The following is an 18,778-nucleotide window of genomic DNA, read 5'->3' as shown; positions in this document are numbered from 1 at the left end:
CCGGCGCGCAGCGCGCCCGTCCCGTCCTCGGGCCGCCGCGGGCGCCCTCCCGCGCCCGCTCCGGCGCCCACCACGGCCGGGTCGGCCCGGAGAGCCGTGCGACGCTCCGCGAGCTGGTCGCCGCGGTCGCGGCGGGTGCCGCTGCGGTCTCGGCCCTCGCGCTCGCCCTGCTCCCCGGCCTTCCCGCCGGGGTGGCGCTCGTCGTCGGGGCTGCGGTCTCCGGCTCCGTCGGCGGCGTGGTCCTCGCCTCCTGGGCACGCACCGCCGTGCAGGACGGTGCGTCCCCCGGGGCCGCCCGCCGACAGGCGATCGCGGGCCTGGCGCTCGCGCACCTCATCGCCGCGGTGCCGATCGGCCTCGCGGTCCTCGCCGCCGGCTGACCTGCCGCGACCGCCGCTCAGCGAGGCTTGACGCAGTAGAGCGTCAGGTTCGCGTCGCCGCGGATCGCGTTGATCCACCAGAAGCGCGCGGCGCGCTTGGCCTTCAGCAGCACGGAGCCGCCCGGACCGTCGCGGAGCGCCTTCTTCAGCGGACCGAGCCGTCCGGGCGGCACGAACGACCGGTCAAACGGCGCGTCGAGGGCGTCGCGCAGCTTCGGGAGCCGCACCGTGAACCCGGCCGCCCGGGCGGCCCGGATGTACTGGTGCATCACGTAGACGTGCTCGTTGCCCTCGAACTGCGCGACCTCCTCGGCGTGGTCGAGCTTGGGGCGCAGCGGGAACCGCATCGGCTCGTTGACGACCGTCAGGCGCCCGCCCGGCTTGAGCAGCCGGAACATCTCGCGCAGCGTCACGTCGAGGTTGGCGCGGTCGTTGTGGTGCAGGACCTCGCAGCAGAAGACGTGGTCGAAGCTGCCGCTCGCAAGCGCGGGGGCGTACATCACCGACAGGAGCCGCTCGAAGAAGATGCCGCGGCCCTCGAAGTGGATGTCGCCGGCGCCCAGCCCCTGCAGGTCGTTGTCGGCGATGTCCAGCGCGACGACGTCGAGACCCTCGCGGGCGAACCGGCTGCTCGCCCAGCAGGTGTTGGAGCCGACGTCGAGGATCCGCTGGCCGGGATGCAGCGGCACGTCGGCGAGCATCCGCTCCATCGCGTTGGCCTGGGCGTTCCAGTAGCCCAGGTCGACGTCGGGCAGGGCGAGGATCTTCTCCGCGTCCCACCCGTCGGCGCGCATCACCTCGGCGAACCGCTCGAGCCCGTCGGCCTCCCGCTCGACGAACCCCGGTGGGTCCGTCAACAGGTCGACGATGCCGCGGCGCACCGGCCGCTCCAGGTCGCACGAGGAGCAGGCCAGCGTCCCCTCCCGCACCTCGCGGGCGTCGCGCTCGCGGGCGTCGAGCCGGAAGGTGCCCTCGCCGAGGCAGCGAGGACAACGGAGGACGGGCAGGAGGGACTCACGCACGGCGGCCACGCTATCGGCAGTGCGTGCCGGTCGCGGTCAGTGGAACGCGCAGTCCCGGTGCCGAGCGGGCCGGGAAGGTCCGTCCGCGGCCTCCACTGCTTCGTGTTCGAGAGCGCGCTGGCGGACCCCGACTCCCTGGCGGACGTGGATGGTCTGGACGCCGGGGGGGGAGGAGTGGGAGGACTGGTCCGCCCCGTCGATGACCGTGGTGCACCGGCGGACCGGCGCGACCTCGAGCGACGCTTCCCGCGCCTGACCGCCGCGTACGGCTAGGCCGGACGCGACGTCGGCATCACGTCGGCAGCGCGTCGAGGTGCTCGCGGTACCAGGCGATCGTCCGCTCCACGCCCTCGTCCAGGCCGACGCGCGGTTCCCACCCGGTACGGTCGCGCAGCTTCGAGGAGTCCCCGTACTTGCGGTCGATCTCGCCGGACGGCGTGCCGGTGCCCCGCACGTCGGGGGTCAGGTCGTGCCCGGAGACACGGACGACCGCGTCGATGATCGATCGGACGCTGTGGGGCCGCCCGCCCCCGGCGTTGAACGCCTCGCCACGTGCACGGGTGACCGCACCCGGGACGCAGCCCTCATCGGCGTCGAGCGCGTCGCAGATGGCGAGGTACGCGTCGGCGGCGTCCTCCACGTAGAGGAAGTCGCGCTCGGGCGACCCGTCGGAGCGGATGATCGGGGCACGGCCGCGAAGGACGGCGGCGATCGCCTCGGGCAGCAGGCGGGAGCGGTTGAGGTCACCTCCGCCGTAGATGTTGGCCAGTCGGGTGATCGCCACCGGCACGCCGTACGTGTGCCAGTACGAGCGGGCGATGAGGTCGGTCGCTGCTTTCGACACGTCGTAGGGGAAGCGCGCCCGAAACGCGAAGTCTTCGCGGTAGGGCAGTTCGTCGTAGACCCCGTAGACCGTGTCGGACGCAGCAACTACAACCCGGCGGACGTCATGGGTCCGACAGGCGTCCATCAGGAGCCAGGTGCCGCGGATGTTCGCCTCGAACGTCGGGACGGGCGAGCGGTTGGCCGTGCCCACTATCGTCTGCGCGGCCAGGTGGAAGACCGTGTCGCACTCGTGCTCGCCAATCGCGCGCTCCACGAGACCGGGCGTGAGCAGGTCGCCGCGGACGACGGTGCAGCGGGCCTCGAGTCCGTCGAGCGTCAGCATCGACGCGCGAACCTCGTCGCGACGCAGGACGGTGACGGTCGCTCCGCGGTCCAGCAGTGCGCGGACGAGCCATGAACCGAGCATTCCCGAGGCGCCGGTGACGAACACCGAGCGACCGCGCATGGACTCCCCGAACCGGCTCATCACGCGGATCCTCGCAGGTCCGCTCGGTGGTGCCGCGCGACGCCCAGCGGACCTCTACCCGTGCTGAGAGCGCACCCGACCGGCGCGGCGACAGTGCCCTCCGAGCCCCGTCGACGAGCCGTCGTGCCGCGGTCAGTCGGCCGCGACGGCCGACGGCGACGCGGCCCGCGAGGTCGTGAACCGCTTGGCGGACCCGGCGACGAGCCAAGCCCAGACGACCGTCGTCCAGGTCAGCGTCGCGAGGGTCACGTGCACCCAGACGAGCTCCCCGGGCAGCTCGAGGCCGTACTGGATCAGCCCGAGCATGCCCTGGACGGCGACGAGCATGCCGGCGAGGGTCAGGGTGAGCGTCAACCGCTCGCCGGCCTTGCGCCACTTCGCCACGCCCCAGGCGGCGATGATCAGCAGGCCGAAGATCGCGGAGAGCGCCCCGTGGCGGTGGACGATCCACTCCAGCGTGCCGGTGCCGTGGACGTCGAAGCGCCGGACGACGTCCCCGGTCCCCTCACCGCCGCTGTTCGGGCCGGCCGCGGTGGCGAGCGTGCCGGCCCAGAGCGCGACGGCGCCGAGCGGCAGCAGGGCGAAGACGGTGCGGGCGGTGAGCTTGTCGGCCGCCAGGTGCGTGCGCGGGGCCTTCGTGTCCTTCCCGGCCTTCCAGGTGAGGACGGCCGACGGGACGACGAGCAGCAGCAACGACACCATGTAGTGCGCGCTGATGAAGACCCAGTCCAGGTCCGCCAGGACGCTGATCCCGCCGATCACGGCCTGGGCGAATACGCCGCCGAGAAGGCCGACGGAGATCCAGAACAGGTCCCGCCGGTACACGGCCATCGTCAGCGCACAGAAGATCGCGAAGATCGCGGTGGCGCTGACGGCGAAGGTCAGCATCCGGTTGCCGAACTCGATGATCGTGGGAGCGTGTGCCTGGTTGGGCACGATGCTCTCGGTGCTGCACCGCGGCCAGTCCGAGCAGCCCAGCCCGGAGCCGGTGACGCGCACCAGCGCACCGCTCAACATGATCCCGACGTTGGCGATCAGCGTCAGGCGCGCGGCGAGCAGCATCCGCTGTGGACTGCTGACGAACCGGCGCCGGAGGCACTGCGCGCGGCGAGGACCCTGGGTCGAGGCAGGAGCGGCGGTGACCATCCCGTCAAAGGATGGCGGATCGGGGCGCCGGACGGTCCTCCCTCGGTGGGCGCCGAGAGAGGACTGCGACCGCCTCCCCCGGGCCGTCAGCGGATCCGGATCGACCGGACGGCCGAGGAGCCCGTCGCGTAGGGGTAATCCCCGGTCTTCCGGACCCGGGCCCGCATCTGGAACCGCGCGGGACCGCCGTTGCGGAACCGGTAGGTCGCGGAGAACGATCCGCTCTTCCTACTGCGCACCGTCCGGAAGGTGATCCACTTCCGCCCGGGGTTGCGAGCCTGGAGCTCGACGAGCTTCCCGGTCTTCGGCATGGGCCGTCCGAGCACCTTGCCCCGCAGGCGGACCGCCTGCCCCTTGCGCGCGGTCTTCCGGCTGAGCGTCAGCCGGACCGCCGCGGTGACGCGCAGGTTCAACCGCGTCGTCGCCACGGCCTTCGTGTCGTTCACGCGCTGGTGGTAGCTCAGCAGGATCGCGCGAGACGAGACCCCGGTCGGCAACGTCCAGCCGAACCGCCCGTTCTTGTCCGTCCGGAGGGAGTCACGCGCGAAGGACGGCGAGTTCCGGGCGTCGCGCTTGATGGTGACGCGCACGAAGGCGTCCTTGATCGGCTGACCTGCGGGCGTCGTGAGCTGGCCGTCGAGCTTGGGGCGCTGGTTGAACCTGATGCTGCGCGTGATGCCTTCGCGGCCGGTCCAGCGGGCGCGGATCCGGGCGTCGGACACGGCGGGGGAGCCGTTCAGCGGCCCGGGGTCCGCGGCCGACCCGCCCGCGGGGGATCCCGCGCCGGCGGCCCCGGGGGAGCCCGGCGTGCCGTCGGCGGTGCGGCGCAGCGTCTTGGTCACCGGTCCGTATGCCGTCGTCTGATTGCCGGCGGCGTCCTCGACGAGCACCCGCACGGTGTGGACGCCGTCGGGCAGATCGGTGGTGGAGATCTGCTGCACCCCACCGACCGTCGACGGGCACGGCTTCGGCGACAGGAACGTCCGCTCGGTGCCGGCCCACGGTCGGCACGGCGCGGCGGCCAGGTACTGCCAGCTGCGGATCTGCCCGTCGACCTCGACGCCCAGGCGGTAGACCCCGCCGCCGACGTCGCTCGCGCCGACGGAGATGCCGGTCGAACCTGCCCAGAGCGAGTCCGTCTGGGCGTCGCCCGATACGGAGGTGACGGCTGGAGCGTCCCGGTCGGACAGCGTGAAACGCGCGTTCCGCAGATTCACCGATGCAACACCGTTGGCGTTGTCGGCGGCACAGGTCCACGTCCGTCCTGCATAGCCGGAACATCCGGCGCTGAGCGAAACACCGGTGGAACCGCCACCCTCGTAGTTCACCATCTGCGGGCCGAATATGCCCGGGTAGAACGAGCCGAGCCACCGACCGTCGGGTGACGCATCGACCTGTTCGTCTCTACGAACTGCGACATCGCCGAAGTGCTCATCGGGCTGGGTCGGCGGCCGGACGTATCCGTCGACGGTGAGGGCGTACCGGGAGATCACGGTCGAGGACGGGGCCTCGAAGCGCCACGCGATGCCCGAGGTGCCGCTCTGTGGGAACTGCCGCGCCGCGATGGCGGTCAGGGCCCCGCCCGCCGCGCAATTGTCCTCGGCGGTGTTGCCGTTGCTGTTGTTGCCCGAGGTCAGCGCGACCCTCCAGCCTCCGGTCCCGGCGCCTCCGGCGAGCCCGGCTGCTCTCGGGGTCCCATCCGGTGCGCGGCAGGACCACACCTCGTATTCGCCAGCAGCGGCGTCCCGGGCGGTGGCGAGCCCGAACAGGCTGGCCGCGACGACGAGGACCGGGCCGAAGGAGCGTCTCGAAGAATCTGTCATGTCTGGTAGAGGACGCCAGTTCGTGGAGTTCGCCCCCCAGGTGAAGAGCTCAGGGGTGCGTCATCAGTACACGAACGACAGCGTGTCCGCCACCGTCGCCAGGCGGGGCCCGGTCGCGTCCCGCTCCGACACCTGGATCTCGTCTGCCGTCAGCGGCCACTGCACCCCGACGTCGGGGTCGTCGTAGGCGATGCCCCGCTCGACGTCGCCGGAGTAGTACCCCGTCTGCTTGTAGAGCACGTCGGCGATCTCGCTCTTCACGGCGAACCCGTGGGCGAAGCCGACGGGGACGTACAGGGCGTGCATGTTCTCGTCGGTCAGATCGAAGCCCTCCCACTTGCCGTAGGTCGGCGAGCCCTTGCGGAGGTCGACGATCACGTCCCAGATGTGGCCGCGGCCGCAGCGCACGAGCTTGGCGCAGCCCTCGCCGATCTGGAAGTGGAGGCCGCGGACGACGCCGAAGCTCGAGCGCGAGTGGTTGTCCTGGATCCACCGGTCGTGGATGCCCGCGTCGGCCAAGGCGCTCTCGCGGAACGTCTCGGCGAAGAAGCCCCGGTCGTCGGGGAACACCCGCGGGACCACGAGCTTCGCGTCCGGCAAGGTCGTTTCGCGGATCTCCATCGCTGCGAACGTTAGCGGCGGTACACCATCTGCCGTGGAGCCCTGCGGCGTGGATGCCGGCCGTCAGGCCGTCTCGCCCAGTGTCGTGAGCCACCACTCGACGGTGGTCGACACCCGGTCTTCGCGCGTCGCCGGCGGAGTCCAGCCAACCTCGTCGCATAGACGAAACACGTCCGCGGTGAGAACGGCGGGCTCGCTCGAGTTGGTAGGACGTGCACCGATTGCGAGCAGCTCCGGGTGGCCCGCGGAGTCCCCGATTGCCTGCACGACATCGCGGATCGCCACCGGCTCGCCAGAGGCTACATTGACGGCGCCCGTCACCTCGCTCGCGAGGAGCGCGGCAAAGGCGTCAGCCAAGTCCGGGGCGTAGAGGAAATCCCGCACCTGCTCGCCGTGCGACGTCTCGGCACGCTTCCCACCGATGACCGCCCGCGCGACAGAGCTCACGAGACGCCGTGAGTCCTCGTGCGGCCCAAAGAGGAAGAAGATGCGACCCCACGCGAGACTGATGCCGGCGTCCGCTGCGAACGCCTCGGCGACGACGTGCAGTCCGTGCTTCGCGGCACCGTAGAGCGTCGCGGGCTTGAGCGGCGTCGAACCCTCGACGCAGTGCGTCTCGTTCTCCCACGCGTATTCCGCGCAGGTACCGGCGAGCACCGCGCGCGTTCCCCCGGCGTCCGCGAACGCCCGCAGCAGGGCCAGCGACGCGGCCACCCAGCGCAGATTCTCCGGCGACCCCCAGAACGCGCCGGGCTCGGCGTACCAGGCGAGGTGCAGCAGGTCCGTCGGTGCGACCTCGGAGACGAGCGCGGGGCCAGCGACCGGGTCGAGTAGGTCGGCGACGTGCCACACGACGCCCTCGGGGCTGTCGTCCGTCGGCCCCTTCGACGAAACCGCATGGACCTCGTACCCCCGCGACACGAGGGCGCCCAGCGCGTGGCGCCCGACGAACCCCGTCGCGCCGGTGACAAGGACGCGCCTCATGTCGCGAAGTCGGAGTACGCCGCGTCGCGCTCGCTGATCGTGCGTCCGCCGACCGGAGCATCGGGCCACTGGACGCCGAACGCCGGGTCGTCCCAGCGGACGCCGCGCCCCGCGCCGTCCTGGAACGGCACGCTCATCTGGTAGCTGACCTCAGCATCATCGGTCAACGTCTGGAACCCGTGGGCGAAGCCATCGGGGATGAACAGACCTCGGCCGTTGTCCTGGCTGAGCTCGGCTCCGAACCACTGCAGGCGGGTCATCGAGTCGTCGCGCAGGTCGATCAGCACATCGAAGATCGCGCCGCGGGTACAGCGCACGAGCTTGGCCTCGCCGTAGGGCGCAGCCTGGAAGTGCATGCCGCGCAGCGTGCCGGCCCTCGTGTTGAAGGACGTGTTGCACTGCGCGACCCGGCCGTCGCCGCCTGCAGCAGCGAAGACCTCAGCGTCGAAGGTGCGGGCGAAGTAGCCGCGCTCGTCGGCGCGACGCTCCTGCTCGACAACGAACGCCCCCGCGAGGGGCGTCGGGTCGAGCCTCACGGGATGAGCTGGATCTCGGGGGCGCGGACGGCGAACTGGCCGCCCCACTCGCGGATATACGCGAGCTGCTCGACGATCTCGTCCTTCAGGTTCCACGGAAGGATGAATACGACGTCGGGCTTGTCGTCCTTGATCACGTCGGGCGAGCGGATTGGGATGTGCGTGCCGGGCAGCAGCTGGTCCTGCTTGTGCGGGTTCAAGTCGACCGTGTAGTCGAGGAAGTCACCACGGATGCCGCAGTAGTTCAGGAGCGTGTTGCCCTTCGCCGGCGCGCCGTAGCCGATGATCCGCTTGCCGTCGCGCTTGAGCTGCGTGAGGAACTCGACAATGTCGCGCTTCTCCGCCTCGACCCGGCGGGCGTACGCGGCGTAGAACTCGATGTCGTCGTAGCCGAGGTCGATCTCGCGCTGGACGAGCTCGTTCGCGCGGTCCGTTTCGGGCTTGCTCGGGTCGTCCTGGTGGCAGCCGTAGATGCGCAGCGAGCCTCCGTGCGTCGGGAGCTCCTCCACGTCGAACAGGCGCAGACCATGGGCCTCGAATACCCGGCTCACCACGAGGAACGAGAAGTAGCAGAAGTGCTCGTGGTAGATCGTGTCCCACTGGTTCAGCTCGACGAGCTTCAGCAGGTGCGGGAACTCGACCGTGATGACGCCGTCGTCCTTCAGCAACACCTTCATGCCGCCGACGAAGTCGTTGAGGTCCGGAACGTGGGCCATCACGTTGTTGCCCAGCAGCAGGTCGGCCTTGCCGTCCTGGGCCAGCTCGGTGGCCGTGTCGACGCCGAAGAACTTGACGACCGTCGGGACGCCCTTCTCCTCCGCGACCCTCGCGACGTTCGCGGCCGGCTCGACGCCCAGGACCGGCACGTCACGCTCCTGGAAGTACTGCAGCAGGTAGCCGTCGTTGGACGCGATCTCAACGACCTTGCTCGACCCGTCGAGACCCCAACGCTCGGTCATCTCGCCGGTGTAGCGCTTGCAATGCTCCAGCCACGACGTCGAGTACGACGAGAAGTACGCGTAGTCGGAGAAGATCTCCTCGCCGGACTGGAACTCCTCCAGCTGGACGAGCTTGCACTTCGTGCAGACCAGCGCGTGCAGCGGGTAGAACGGCTCCATCGCGTTGCCCTGCTCGGGCGTCAGGTAGCTGTTCGCCATCGGGGACATCCCGAGGTCAGAGAACGTGTGCTCGACTGGAGTGGCGCAGAACCGGCAGGGAGCGGGCATCGCTCGGCATGCTAACCGGCGGGCTCGGCGGGCGATCCGCCGTCGCCGCGGCCCCAGCGGATTGCTAGGAGCGTCCTGTCAGCGGGCCGCCACGATCTCTTCGACCTCCCGCAGCGGCGCGGTCCGGGTGCGCTGCACCTCGCGTCGGTCCCGCAGTACCGCTGGCAACGCCCTGAACGCATCCCGTGTCGCCCGCATCCACACCCTCAACTGCCGCCCTCGAACGGCCACGACGAAGGCTGCCGCCTGGACATACAGGATCCGTGGGCTATGCCGGACTAGCGCCGACACCGGGTAGTCCTTCGCCAGAATCCACAACGAGTTACGAGTCAGCTGGTAGCGGGTGAAGTCCGTCATCCCACGACCGAGCGTCGCGCTGCCCATGTGGAACGCGACGGCCGACGGCGCGTACCTTGCCGGACGCCCCGCAAGTTGGGCCCGCAGACTCCAGTCAACATCCTCGAAGAAAGCATAGAACCGCTCATCGAAGAGGCCAACCTGCTCGAAGGCAGTTCGACGGTAGAGCGCAGCCCCGGCACAAGCGCCGAAGATCTCACGCGCCTCGTCGTACTGACCGGTGTCCTGCTCTCCGTGACCGCGGCGAGTACCCGTGCCGGCCCAGTCGAAGAGGTCTCCCGCACCATCGATGACATCGCGCTCGTAGTAGTTCAGGAGCTTTGCGCCGACCGAACCCGCACCGGGGTACTGATCGAGAGCGTCCACCAACTGCTGGAGGCACTCGGGCGCGAGCTCCATGTCGTTGTTGAACAGCCCGATCATCTCGCCGTCCCAGGCTGCGCGAATACCGACGTTGAATGCTCTGGTGACCCCGCCGTTCTGTTCAAGCCCGACTATCTCGACGTCCGGCCAAACATGCGTCAGCCATTCGACGGTGTCGTCGGACGACGCGTCGTCGACGACCACGACGCGGAATTCACGAAACGTCTGCTGCTCGACGGACGGCAGGAAGGTCTCCAACAGATGCCGTCCGTTGAAAGTGGCGACCGTCACCACCACCCGCGGACGCTCCGGCGTGGGCAGCCGCTGCGCGCTCACCACGGTCGACCCGCTCGCTCGATGAACCGCTCCAGCTCGCGCGAACCGACAGTGCGGCTCCGCTGAATGGTGCGGCGCTTGCGCAGGGCCGGGCGAACGCCACGCAAAGCATCACGGTACGCCTTTAGGACAAGGCCCACCTGCCGCCGCCGCACCGCCATCCCGAGGCCAGCGAGGTTGAACAGAAGTACCGAAGGCCCGTGGCGCAGAAGACTCGCGGCAGGGTAGTTCTTGAGGACCAACCAGAGCTGGTTGCGACGCAGGTGGTAGAGAGAGAAGGGGTTGATGCCGCCGAGCGTGCCGCCTCCCAGGTGGTAGCCGACGGCCGTCGGCTCGTACCAAGCGGCGTACCCCGCGAGACGGGCCCGAAAGCCCCAGTCGACGTCTTCGACGTACGCGAAAAAATCATCGTCAAACGGCCCGACCCGCGCAAACGCTGACCTGCGGTAGACGGCGGCTGCGCCGCCGACCGTGAAGACTTCCTCACCGGTCTCGAACTGCCCGCTGTCGAGGTCCCCACTGCCACGCCCGAAACAGGCGCTGGACCAACGAACCTCGTCGCCGACGCGGTCAATCCGCCCTCGGTTGCGGTGCTGGAGAAGCTTTCCAGCCGAGGACGCCAGCTCCGGACGACGGTCCATCACGCCGACGAGGATGCGCAGCCAGGACGGCTCGAGCTCGACGTCGTTGTTGAGCAGTGCGACGTACTCGCCCTCCCCTGCGCGAACCATGGCGTTCAGCGCAGCGGTGACCCCGACGTTCTCGGGGAGCGCGACGATCCGCACCTCGGGCCATCGTTCCCGCAACATGCCCACGGATCCGTCGGTCGACCCGTTGTCAACCACGACGACCTCGAAGTCGCCGTAGTCCTGGGCAAGCACCGAAGGGAGAAACGACTCCAGAAGGTCGCGGCCGTCGTAGCTCAAGACGACCGCGGATGCGCGTGGCGCGTGCATGGGCGAACCGTAGCCCAGGGCTGGCGTCGAGAGTCGATGCGCGTCGTCAGCGCCCCGGAACGCGCCGGGCGAGGAGTTCCCGCACCTCGGCCGGGAAGCGCCCTGTGAGCTGCAGTATGAGGAGGAAAGCGAGGCTCCCCACCGCGGCCTGGACAGCTGGATGGATGCCGACCGCCAGACCGACCCCGAGCGCCGCCAGACCGGCGAGTAGCACGATCGGCACCTCGATCAGCGGAACACGCACCCCCCCGCGACGGACCAGGGCGAACGTCGTGACCGCGGCGAGGAAGAACTCTGCGCTGACGGCGGACACCGCGGCCCCCTTCGCGCCCCAGGTCGGGGTGAGCGCGAGCGTCAGCGCGATCGCCGTTGCGAGACACACGAGGTTGGCAGCCAGGGTCTCTTTGTTGCGGTGCAGGCTCAGCAGCGGATAGCCCGTGGCCGACGCGAGGAACGTCGCGATGATCCCCGCCGCCTGAATCTGGAGGACGGCCGTCGACGGGTGGCCCTGCGAACCGGCGAGCACCTCGATCGCAAACGGGGCACCAAGCACCAGCGCGACCGAGATCAGGGTTCCGAGCATCAACGCGAGCGTGAACATGCGGGCCGTCGTCTGCTCAAACCGCGGGCGGTCCGTCCAGACCGTGCGCGAGATGATCGGGAAGGCGGCTCCGAGCAGGATCGCAGGGAGGTTCACAAGGACCTCCATCACGCGGAAAGACACCGCGAAATACCCAGTCTCAACTGCCGCTGCCACCACCGACATGAGGACCAGGGTGATACGGAAGTACAGCGTGTTGACGGCCACGGCGACCGCGAAGACGGCCGTGTCTCGCAACAACGGGAGCCAACGGTTCGGATGGAAAGCTGGGCGCAGGCTGATACTCCCGCGGATGAGGACGATGGTCACCGCAAGCGACGCAAGCCCGGCAGGAATAGACACCGCCAGGAACGGAACGACCCCGGCGTCGCCGATGACGAGGACCACGATCAGGCCGGTCGTGACGATCTGCCGCAAGAGATCGATGATCGTGGCCCAGCCGAAGCGGAGCTGACTCTGTAGTACGGACGCCAGGAGGGACTGCGCGAGCGCCCCGATAAGACCGAGCCCGGCGAGCGCCGTGCCGGCGACCAGTGAGGGCCCGTATCCGGCAATCACCGCGAACCCGACGGCGAGGATGACGCCGGTGGCAGTTAGCACGAGACGGAGCCCGAGCAGGTCGCCCATCAGGCGATCCCGCTGATCCCGATCCCGCGCCACAGCGAGCTCTCGAAGCGCGACGGTGTTCACACCACCCTCCGTGAGTCCACCGACGATCGCCACCACCGCGAGCACTGCGGAGTACCGACCGAACTCGGCGTCGCCGAGGTGGCGGATGACGAGCGGTGCCGAGACCAGCGACAACATCAGCCCCGCCGCGAACCCCACGGTCCGCAGTGCACCGCCACGAAGCGCAGCACCACCCGCTTCGTCGCTGTCGATCAGGTCAGGGGCCGGACCAGCGGTCTCGAAGACGCCGGGCGGAATGGGTCCGCTGGACACGGATCAGGCCGCAGTTCTCGAGAGGGTCATCATGGAAAGGAGGGGGTAGCAACGCCGCGGGCGGACGCCCCCCAGGCTTTGCGGGAGCGCAGCGCGCGGACCCGGGCGCCCGCGGCATCGTACGCGTCTGTCTGGTTATCGGCGACGAGCAAATCCTGTTGGTCGTCCTGCCAGAACACGTTCCCTTCCGCCCAGTCAGCCTCGCCGCGTGCCACTCCCGTACGGTCGACTACGACCGATCGCAGGCCCTGCGCGCGGACGGTAGCGGTGAGTCCACGCCGTCCGTTCTCAAAAACCAGCGCGTCGCGCTTGGTCGACAGAGCAGGCATCGGTACGCCGAGAAAACGTTCGCGTTCGATGAGGAACGCATTGGTGCGCAGGTGCGCAGACGGGAAACGTCTGAACTCGCGGGCGCTGCGGACAGTCTCCTTCGCAACGAAGAGCCATTCGAGAATGGGATTTGGCGCCGAGTCACCGGACTCGTGCCGCAGCTCATCCAAGAGCGCGGCGCGGGTGGCGAACGCCCCGGGGTACGAGAGGCTGTCGCCGAGCTGGCGCAGACCGAGCGAGACGGTGCTCTCCCAGGACCCCGTGGCGCCCGCCAGGCCGACGGACGGGTCATCGAATGCGTCGGCCAGAAGCCCGAGCCACCCCGGGTGCAGAACCCGACTGAACGAGTTCAGGAAGCAGGCTCTTTCATGCGGGAGGCGGTCGGCGGCCTGGCGGTAGGCCGTGAGGTCGAACCCGTTGTCCCCAACCACGAGGTGCTTCGTCATCTCAGGCGCACGGTCAAGGTGCGCAAGAAGCTCGTTCTCCCCCCCCTCGTACCCCTTGAAGAGCAGAACGAGATCGTGCTCAGCGCCCGCCGGGTGCGCGTTGTAGGACGCCATGAACCGTTCGAACGGCGCTACGCCGTTGCCTTTGCGGACCAGGTGCACGACGGCAATTCGCGGAGTCACAGGGAAGGCCAGTCGATTCGCAGCCTGGCCAGGCTCGCCCGCACCGCTCGGTAGGCGACCTCGCGCCCGAGGTGCCCTGGCAGTCGTACCGCGGTCCGGGCGGGACTAAGCCGCGGTTTGGGCCCGAGCACCCACCGCCGCAACGGTGTGCTTACGACGGGCCAGGCGTAGTCACGCGCGGCCTCGGCCAGCGCGGGCCCGTGACCGACGCGTCCGCGCTCCAGCACCCCGACGATCGCCATCGCGAGCGACTCGTCGTCCCCGACCGGGGAGACCGCGCCGAGGCCGTCCCGTCCCACTCGCGCGGCCAGATCGTCCCCGGCGGTGCAGACAACGGGCAATCCCGCCCAGAAGCAGTCAAGCATCCGTGTCCGAAAGGCATAGCGCGTCTCGAGGTGGTCTCCGGCGGTCGCGATCCCGCAGTCGGCGGCAAGGAGCCAGTCGGACCGCTCGGCGTAGGGCACCCATCTATCCGAGAACAGCACCGTGCTGTCGAGCACGCCCGCCGCGCGAGCTACGGCCTGCGCCTCCTCGACGGCGGCCTGCCCTGCAAAGCCGGACCCGCGCCCCATGAAGACCAAGCGAACGCCGGGCCGAGCCTGCGCCACACGGGCCATCGCGCGAACGGCAGTCGGAGCGTCTAGCCACGGCCAGATCCCGCCGTTCCAGAGCACGATCTCGTCATCAGGGGCGATCTGCGGGAAGGCTGCACGCGGGCCGCCCCCGCCCGACACCGTCGGGGGGGTCGAGGGAAGCCCGAAAGGCACCAGATCGATGACCGATCGCAGGCTGCGGTCCGCGTCGTAGGTCTTCGGCCCCAGGGCACGTCCGCCGAGCAGGACGCCCGTCCAGAGGTCCCTCTGGGCCTCGCTGGCGCACATGAAGTGGTGCCCCGTCCGCAGCGCGTCGTGGAGCCGGTCGAGCGTGAGCGCGACCATCAGGCGACGGATCCCGGGGCGGCCCCGCGAGAAGAGTTCAAGGGTCTCCAACGTTTCGGGGTCGTAGAGATCGAAGACGACCCGCTTGCCCGAACGGCGCAACCACCGCGTGACGACCGGCCACTGCGGGGGCGTAACGATGGTGTGCGCCCAGGCGATCCACTCGCGCAGAGCGTCCGCGGCGTGGGGCTCGTAGCCGACGACCCGGGCCCCGGAAGCCAGGACCGAGGCGTCGCGCTCGGGGGCACCGGTCGCGATGACGACGTCAGCGATGTCCGTCAGCGTCGCGGCGAGTTCCGTGTACCGGATACCGAGCCCGGCCATCTGTTTGCCGACCGCATCGGGGGAGATGAACAGCACGCGCGGACGCACGTCGGTCACGACGAGTCCTGGCCCGGGAAGTAGACGCCACGACGCAGGCGCATGCTGTCCCTGAACGTGATCGTGCCGTCGACCGCCGCCGCCGGCGGCATCGCGTGACGCGGAAGTCCCCGCCCGGCCCGCCACCCAGCGATCCGGCCCTTCAGCGCGGCGAGATCGCGAGAGATGACCACATCGGCCAGGACGACGATGGCCTCGGTCGCCAGGATCTGCGCGGCGAGCCTGGTGCGAAGCAAGCCGTACCGACGGAGGACGTATCCACGACCGAACCCGCCGTTGCGACGTTGGTTCACGGACCGATGCACGTTCGTCGCCGACCCGATGTGGACGGCCACGGCGTCGAGCGCCGCCCCAGCACCCCAGCCCGCGGTGCGCAGCCGCACGGCGAGGTCGAAGTCCTCCATGTAGGCGAAGATCCGCTGGTCGAGGCCGCCGACCTCGTCCCACGCCGCCCGTCGAAAGGCCGCCGCCGCGCCGGCCGGCCCGGTCAGGACGGGCGAATCGGCTCGGGCTTGCGACGGGTGGGCGCCGCCCCACCGCGGGAAGGCCGAGAGCGTTCGGTCCGCGACCAGGCCCACGCTGTCGATACGCTGCTCGCCGGGCGCGATCAGAAGACCAGACACCGATCCGACCGTCGGATCCGACTCGAGCGGGGCGACGAGCCTCTCAAGGAAGTCGGGCCGAGCGTCGATGTCGTTGTTCATCATCACGATGACGTCGCGCTCACCCTGAGCAACGGCGCGGTTGCAGGCAGTCGCGTAGGGCATGTTCCGCTCGAGACGCAGGACCTCGACGTCGGGGTAGTGCTCCCGGACGAGGTCTGCAGTGCCCTCGTCGCAGCCGTTGTCGCACACCACGACGCGGTGCTCTCGCGTCTGGCTCGCGAGGTGGTCGAGGCAACTGGAGGTCAGGTCCCAGCGGCGATACGCGACGATCGCCACATCGACGCCGAGAGGTGCGGAGCTGCCGACGCCCATCAGCGACAGTCGTCAGCCGTCAGATCGGTCACCGCGGTCCTAGGACCACACGCGCCAGGGCGCGTCGCCGGAGTCCCACAGCTCTTGCAGCATCTGCTTCTCGCGCAGCGTGTCCATCGCCTGCCAGTAACCCGTGTGCTTGTACGACGCGAGCTGGCCGTCGGCGGCGAGACCCCGGAGCGGTCCCTGCTCGAAGACCGTCGCGTCGCCCTCGAGGTACGAAGCGACCTTCGGCGAGAGCACGAAGAACCCGCCGTTGGTCCACGCACCGTCGCCGCGCGGCTTCTCCTCGAACGACTTGACCTCGTCGCCGTCGATGTCCAGCGCGCCGAAGCGGCCGGCGGGCTGCACCGCGGTGACCGTCGCCTGCTTGCCGTGGCTCTTGTGGAACGCCAACAACGCGGTCAGATCGACGTCGGCCACACCGTCGCCGTAGGTGAAGCAGAAGTCCTCGTCGTCGAGGTACGGCAGGACGCGCCCGAGGCGGCCGCCGGTCATCGAGTTCGCCCCGGTGTTGACGAGCGTCACGCGCCACGGCTCAGTCGTAGAGTGGTGGACCTCCATCTCGCCCGTGCGCAGGTCGAACGTCACGTCGGAGGTGTGCAGCGCGTAGTTCGCGAACCACTCCTTGATGACGTAGCCCTTGTAGCCCAGACACACCACGAAGTCGTTGATCCCGTGCGCGGAATAGATCTTCATGATGTGCCAGAGCATCGGCTTGCCCCCGATCTCCACCATCGGCTTCGGACGCACGGAGGTCTCCTCGCTCAGTCGCGAGCCGAGGCCCCCAGCGAGAATCACGGCCTTCATGCGGCCGAGAATAGACGGATCTGCTCGAGCGTCAGTGCACGGACGTCCGCACCGTCCCGCAGCCCGAGGTGCCACTGCACGATCGACTCGAGCGTCTGCCCGAGCGCCCACCGGGGCCGCCAGCCCAGGCCCTCCCGGGCTTTTGTTGAGTCCAGCGACAGGAACTGCGCCTCGTGCGGATGGGGGCCCGGATCAATCTCCCAGGCCAGCTCATCGGGCCAGAGCTCCGTCAGCCGATCAGCGATCCATGACACCGGCTTCGCGTCGTCTTGCGCGGGCCCAAAGTTCCACCCCGACGCCGCGTCGTGGTTGCCGGCCAGGATCTTCTGGGCCACCACGAGGTAACCGGAGAGTGGGTTCAGGACGTGCTGCCACGGCCGGATCGCCGTGGGGTTGCGGATCGGCACCGGCCGCCCCGCCGAGACCGCGCGCATAACGTCGGGCACCAGACGGTCCTCGCCCCAGTCGCCACCGCCAATGACGTTGCCCGCACGAACGCTCGCCACGCGCGGGCCAACGTCATCGCCGGAGAAGTACGAGCGCCGGAATGCGTCGGTGACGAGCTCCGCGCAGCCCTTCGAGTTGGAGTAAGGATCGTGGCCGCCCATCGGGTCGTCCTCCACGAACGGGCGGCCCTGCTCACGGTTGTCGTACGCCTTGTCCGATGTGATGTTCACAACCGCCCGCACCGTGTCCGCGCCGACCGTGCGGACCGCGTCGAGGACGTTGACGGTGCCCATGACGTTCGTCTCGTACGTCTCGTGCGGATTCACGAACGACCGGCGCACCATCGGCTGCGCAGCCATGTGGATCACGACCTCCGGCCGCGCGTCGCGGACCGCCGCAGTTACTGCCTCGCGGTCGCGGATATCGGCGGTGATGTTCGTCAGGCCCGGCTCGACGTCGGCCAGCGCGTAGAGCGACGGCGCCGTCGGGATCCCATTACTGAAGCCCGTGACCTCCGCGCCCAGCGCCTGCAGCCACAGCGACAGCCACGCGCCCTTGAAACCGGTGTGCCCGGTCAAGAGGACGCGGCGCCCGCGCCACATAGCGGGGGCGACGGCGCCGAACTGCGGCGGATTCACGAACTCGGACACGGCGGGGAGGCTACCGCCGAGTCCGGGTCCGGCCGGGTCCGGCGCCTCACTTGGGGCCTCCACCCCAACCGGGATCAGGCCGGGGGACGACGGAACACCGCGGTGTACGTGCTCCCGCGTAGTCCGCGACGCTCGAGAATGCCTGCGCTTCGACGGACCACCCGGTCGAGGTTGTGCCCGCTTCGCTTGGTCGGCATCACGTTGAGCGCCCACGGCCACCAAGCACCGCGGTTGCACTCGAGGCCCGACGGATCGGTCGTCGTAGTGCGGACGTTCTCCAGTCCGGCCCGCCGCGCACGGTCGGCGACGACGGCGTGCGGCAGGAGGAAGAGGTGCCGCGGGGCGTCCACGTGCCGCCAACGGGAGCGACAAACTTTGAACGACAGCGATTCCGGGTTTGGGGTCGCGACCACCAGAACGCCACCCGGCTTTACCTTGGACGCTGCGGCCGTCAGGAGTTCCATCGGCTCCTCGACGTGCTCAATCACGTGCGCCATGACCACCGCGTCCGCCGGCTCGACCCCGTCGAGCCCGGCGACCGGATCCGCGGTCTCGACGACGGAGACACCGTCTCCGCGCATCAACTCGCATGACCGGGCGTCGCGCTCGACGGCGGATTGGTCCGTGAACCCGTGATTGCGCGCCTCGCGGAGGAGTGCTCCGTTCCCCGGGCCGATGTCCAACATGCGACCGCCACCTGCCCACGGGGCGAAGGTGGAGAGGAGCCCGCGGCGCAGGTGATCCTGTGACGCATCGCCAGTCCCGTCGTAGTACGCGTCGTCGGCGTAATAGTCGCCCAGGTTCTCGGGCCTGTTCACGAGAGCGTACGTCCCGCAGACCGGGCAGCGGCTGTACGTGAAGACCACACCGTCCCGTCGGAGGTAGTCGTCCGTCGCCTCGAACGCCTTGACGGGGGAACCGCCACAGGAGACGCAGGTCATCTGCGGATGCATGCGGCGATCGTAGCGAGGGGCCACGGTCTCGCCTCACCCCTCAAACGTCGCAAAGCGG

At 69.5% G+C, this 18,778-nt stretch carries 17 protein-coding genes and 1 pseudogene; 1 reads left to right on the top strand and 17 read right to left on the bottom strand.

Annotated elements, in window-relative coordinates; translation table 11 throughout:
• Positions 1–380 (top strand): annotated as a pseudogene (locus Q7T67_RS07280) (hypothetical protein); the annotation flags it as partial.
• Between the two features lie 17 nt (positions 381–397).
• Here Q7T67_RS07280 and Q7T67_RS07275 read toward each other — a convergent pair.
• From Q7T67_RS07275 to Q7T67_RS07195, 17 genes are all read right to left on the bottom strand, one after another.
• Positions 398–1,402 (bottom strand): class I SAM-dependent methyltransferase, encoded by a 1,005-nt coding sequence (locus Q7T67_RS07275; RefSeq protein WP_304787526.1) that lies wholly within the window; start codon positions 1,400–1,402, stop codon positions 398–400.
• A gap of 292 nt (positions 1,403–1,694) precedes the next feature.
• A complete protein-coding gene (locus tag Q7T67_RS07270; protein ID WP_304787524.1) occupies positions 1,695–2,714 on the bottom strand; it encodes an NAD(P)-dependent oxidoreductase in 1,020 nt (339 codons plus the stop codon).
• A 132-nt stretch (positions 2,715–2,846) separates the two neighbouring features.
• Positions 2,847–3,860, bottom strand: coding sequence for a heme A synthase (locus Q7T67_RS07265; RefSeq protein WP_304787521.1), 1,014 nt, complete (start codon positions 3,858–3,860; stop codon positions 2,847–2,849).
• An 86-nt stretch (positions 3,861–3,946) separates the two neighbouring features.
• On the bottom strand, positions 3,947–5,683 hold the full coding sequence (locus tag Q7T67_RS07260) for a hypothetical protein (protein WP_304787519.1): 1,737 nt from the start codon (positions 5,681–5,683) through the stop codon (positions 3,947–3,949).
• 63 nt (positions 5,684–5,746) lie between these two features.
• Positions 5,747–6,304, bottom strand: coding sequence for a dTDP-4-dehydrorhamnose 3,5-epimerase (rfbC, locus tag Q7T67_RS07255; protein ID WP_304787517.1), 558 nt, complete (start codon positions 6,302–6,304; stop codon positions 5,747–5,749).
• A gap of 63 nt (positions 6,305–6,367) precedes the next feature.
• The gene (locus tag Q7T67_RS07250; protein ID WP_304787516.1) at positions 6,368–7,288 is read right to left on the bottom strand and encodes an NAD(P)-dependent oxidoreductase; all 921 of its coding nucleotides are present in this window, start codon (positions 7,286–7,288) and stop codon (positions 6,368–6,370) included.
• On the bottom strand, positions 7,285–7,824 hold the full coding sequence (locus tag Q7T67_RS07245; RefSeq protein WP_304787514.1) for a dTDP-4-dehydrorhamnose 3,5-epimerase family protein: 540 nt from the start codon (positions 7,822–7,824) through the stop codon (positions 7,285–7,287). The genes Q7T67_RS07250 and Q7T67_RS07245 overlap by 4 nt, the downstream gene beginning before the upstream one ends.
• The gene (locus Q7T67_RS07240; protein ID WP_304787511.1) at positions 7,821–9,050 is read right to left on the bottom strand and encodes a class I SAM-dependent methyltransferase; all 1,230 of its coding nucleotides are present in this window, start codon (positions 9,048–9,050) and stop codon (positions 7,821–7,823) included. Before Q7T67_RS07240 ends, Q7T67_RS07245 begins: the two co-directional genes overlap by 4 nt.
• A 78-nt stretch (positions 9,051–9,128) precedes the next feature.
• A complete protein-coding gene (locus Q7T67_RS07235) occupies positions 9,129–10,109 on the bottom strand; it encodes a glycosyltransferase family 2 protein (protein ID WP_304787509.1) in 981 nt (326 codons plus the stop codon).
• Complete coding sequence (locus Q7T67_RS07230) at positions 10,103–11,062, bottom strand: glycosyltransferase family 2 protein (protein WP_304787507.1); 960 nt, start codon at positions 11,060–11,062, stop codon at positions 10,103–10,105. The genes Q7T67_RS07235 and Q7T67_RS07230 overlap by 7 nt, the downstream gene beginning before the upstream one ends.
• 46 nt (positions 11,063–11,108) lie before the next feature.
• Positions 11,109–12,605, bottom strand: a complete 1,497-nt coding sequence (locus Q7T67_RS07225) for a flippase (RefSeq protein WP_304787505.1) — start codon at positions 12,603–12,605, stop codon at positions 11,109–11,111.
• A 29-nt stretch (positions 12,606–12,634) separates the two neighbouring features.
• A complete protein-coding gene (locus Q7T67_RS07220; RefSeq protein ID WP_304787503.1) occupies positions 12,635–13,543 on the bottom strand; it encodes a hypothetical protein in 909 nt (302 codons plus the stop codon).
• A gap of 17 nt (positions 13,544–13,560) precedes the next feature.
• A complete protein-coding gene (locus Q7T67_RS07215) occupies positions 13,561–14,883 on the bottom strand; it encodes a glycosyltransferase (RefSeq protein WP_304787501.1) in 1,323 nt (440 codons plus the stop codon).
• Positions 14,880–15,860 carry a glycosyltransferase gene (locus tag Q7T67_RS07210; protein ID WP_304787500.1) on the bottom strand — a complete coding sequence of 327 codons (981 nt, stop codon included), beginning with the start codon at positions 15,858–15,860 and terminating at the stop codon, positions 14,880–14,882. Before Q7T67_RS07210 ends, Q7T67_RS07215 begins: the two co-directional genes overlap by 4 nt.
• Positions 15,861–15,899: 39 nt before the next feature.
• The gene (rfbF, locus tag Q7T67_RS07205) at positions 15,900–16,670 is read right to left on the bottom strand and encodes a glucose-1-phosphate cytidylyltransferase (protein ID WP_304787498.1); all 771 of its coding nucleotides are present in this window, start codon (positions 16,668–16,670) and stop codon (positions 15,900–15,902) included.
• A complete protein-coding gene (gene rfbG / locus Q7T67_RS07200; RefSeq protein ID WP_304787496.1) occupies positions 16,667–17,767 on the bottom strand; it encodes a CDP-glucose 4,6-dehydratase in 1,101 nt (366 codons plus the stop codon). Before rfbG ends, rfbF begins: the two co-directional genes overlap by 4 nt.
• Before the next feature lie 74 nt (positions 17,768–17,841).
• Positions 17,842–18,720, bottom strand: coding sequence for a bifunctional 2-polyprenyl-6-hydroxyphenol methylase/3-demethylubiquinol 3-O-methyltransferase UbiG (locus tag Q7T67_RS07195; RefSeq protein WP_304787494.1), 879 nt, complete (start codon positions 18,718–18,720; stop codon positions 17,842–17,844).
• Positions 18,721–18,778 lie beyond the last annotated feature (58 nt).

Source organism: Patulibacter sp. (assembly GCF_030655195.1).
Lineage (GTDB): Bacteria > Actinomycetota > Thermoleophilia > Solirubrobacterales > Solirubrobacteraceae > Patulibacter.
The sequence above is the reverse complement of the archived record's forward strand: the minus strand, read 5'-3'. Positions and strand labels throughout refer to the sequence as shown.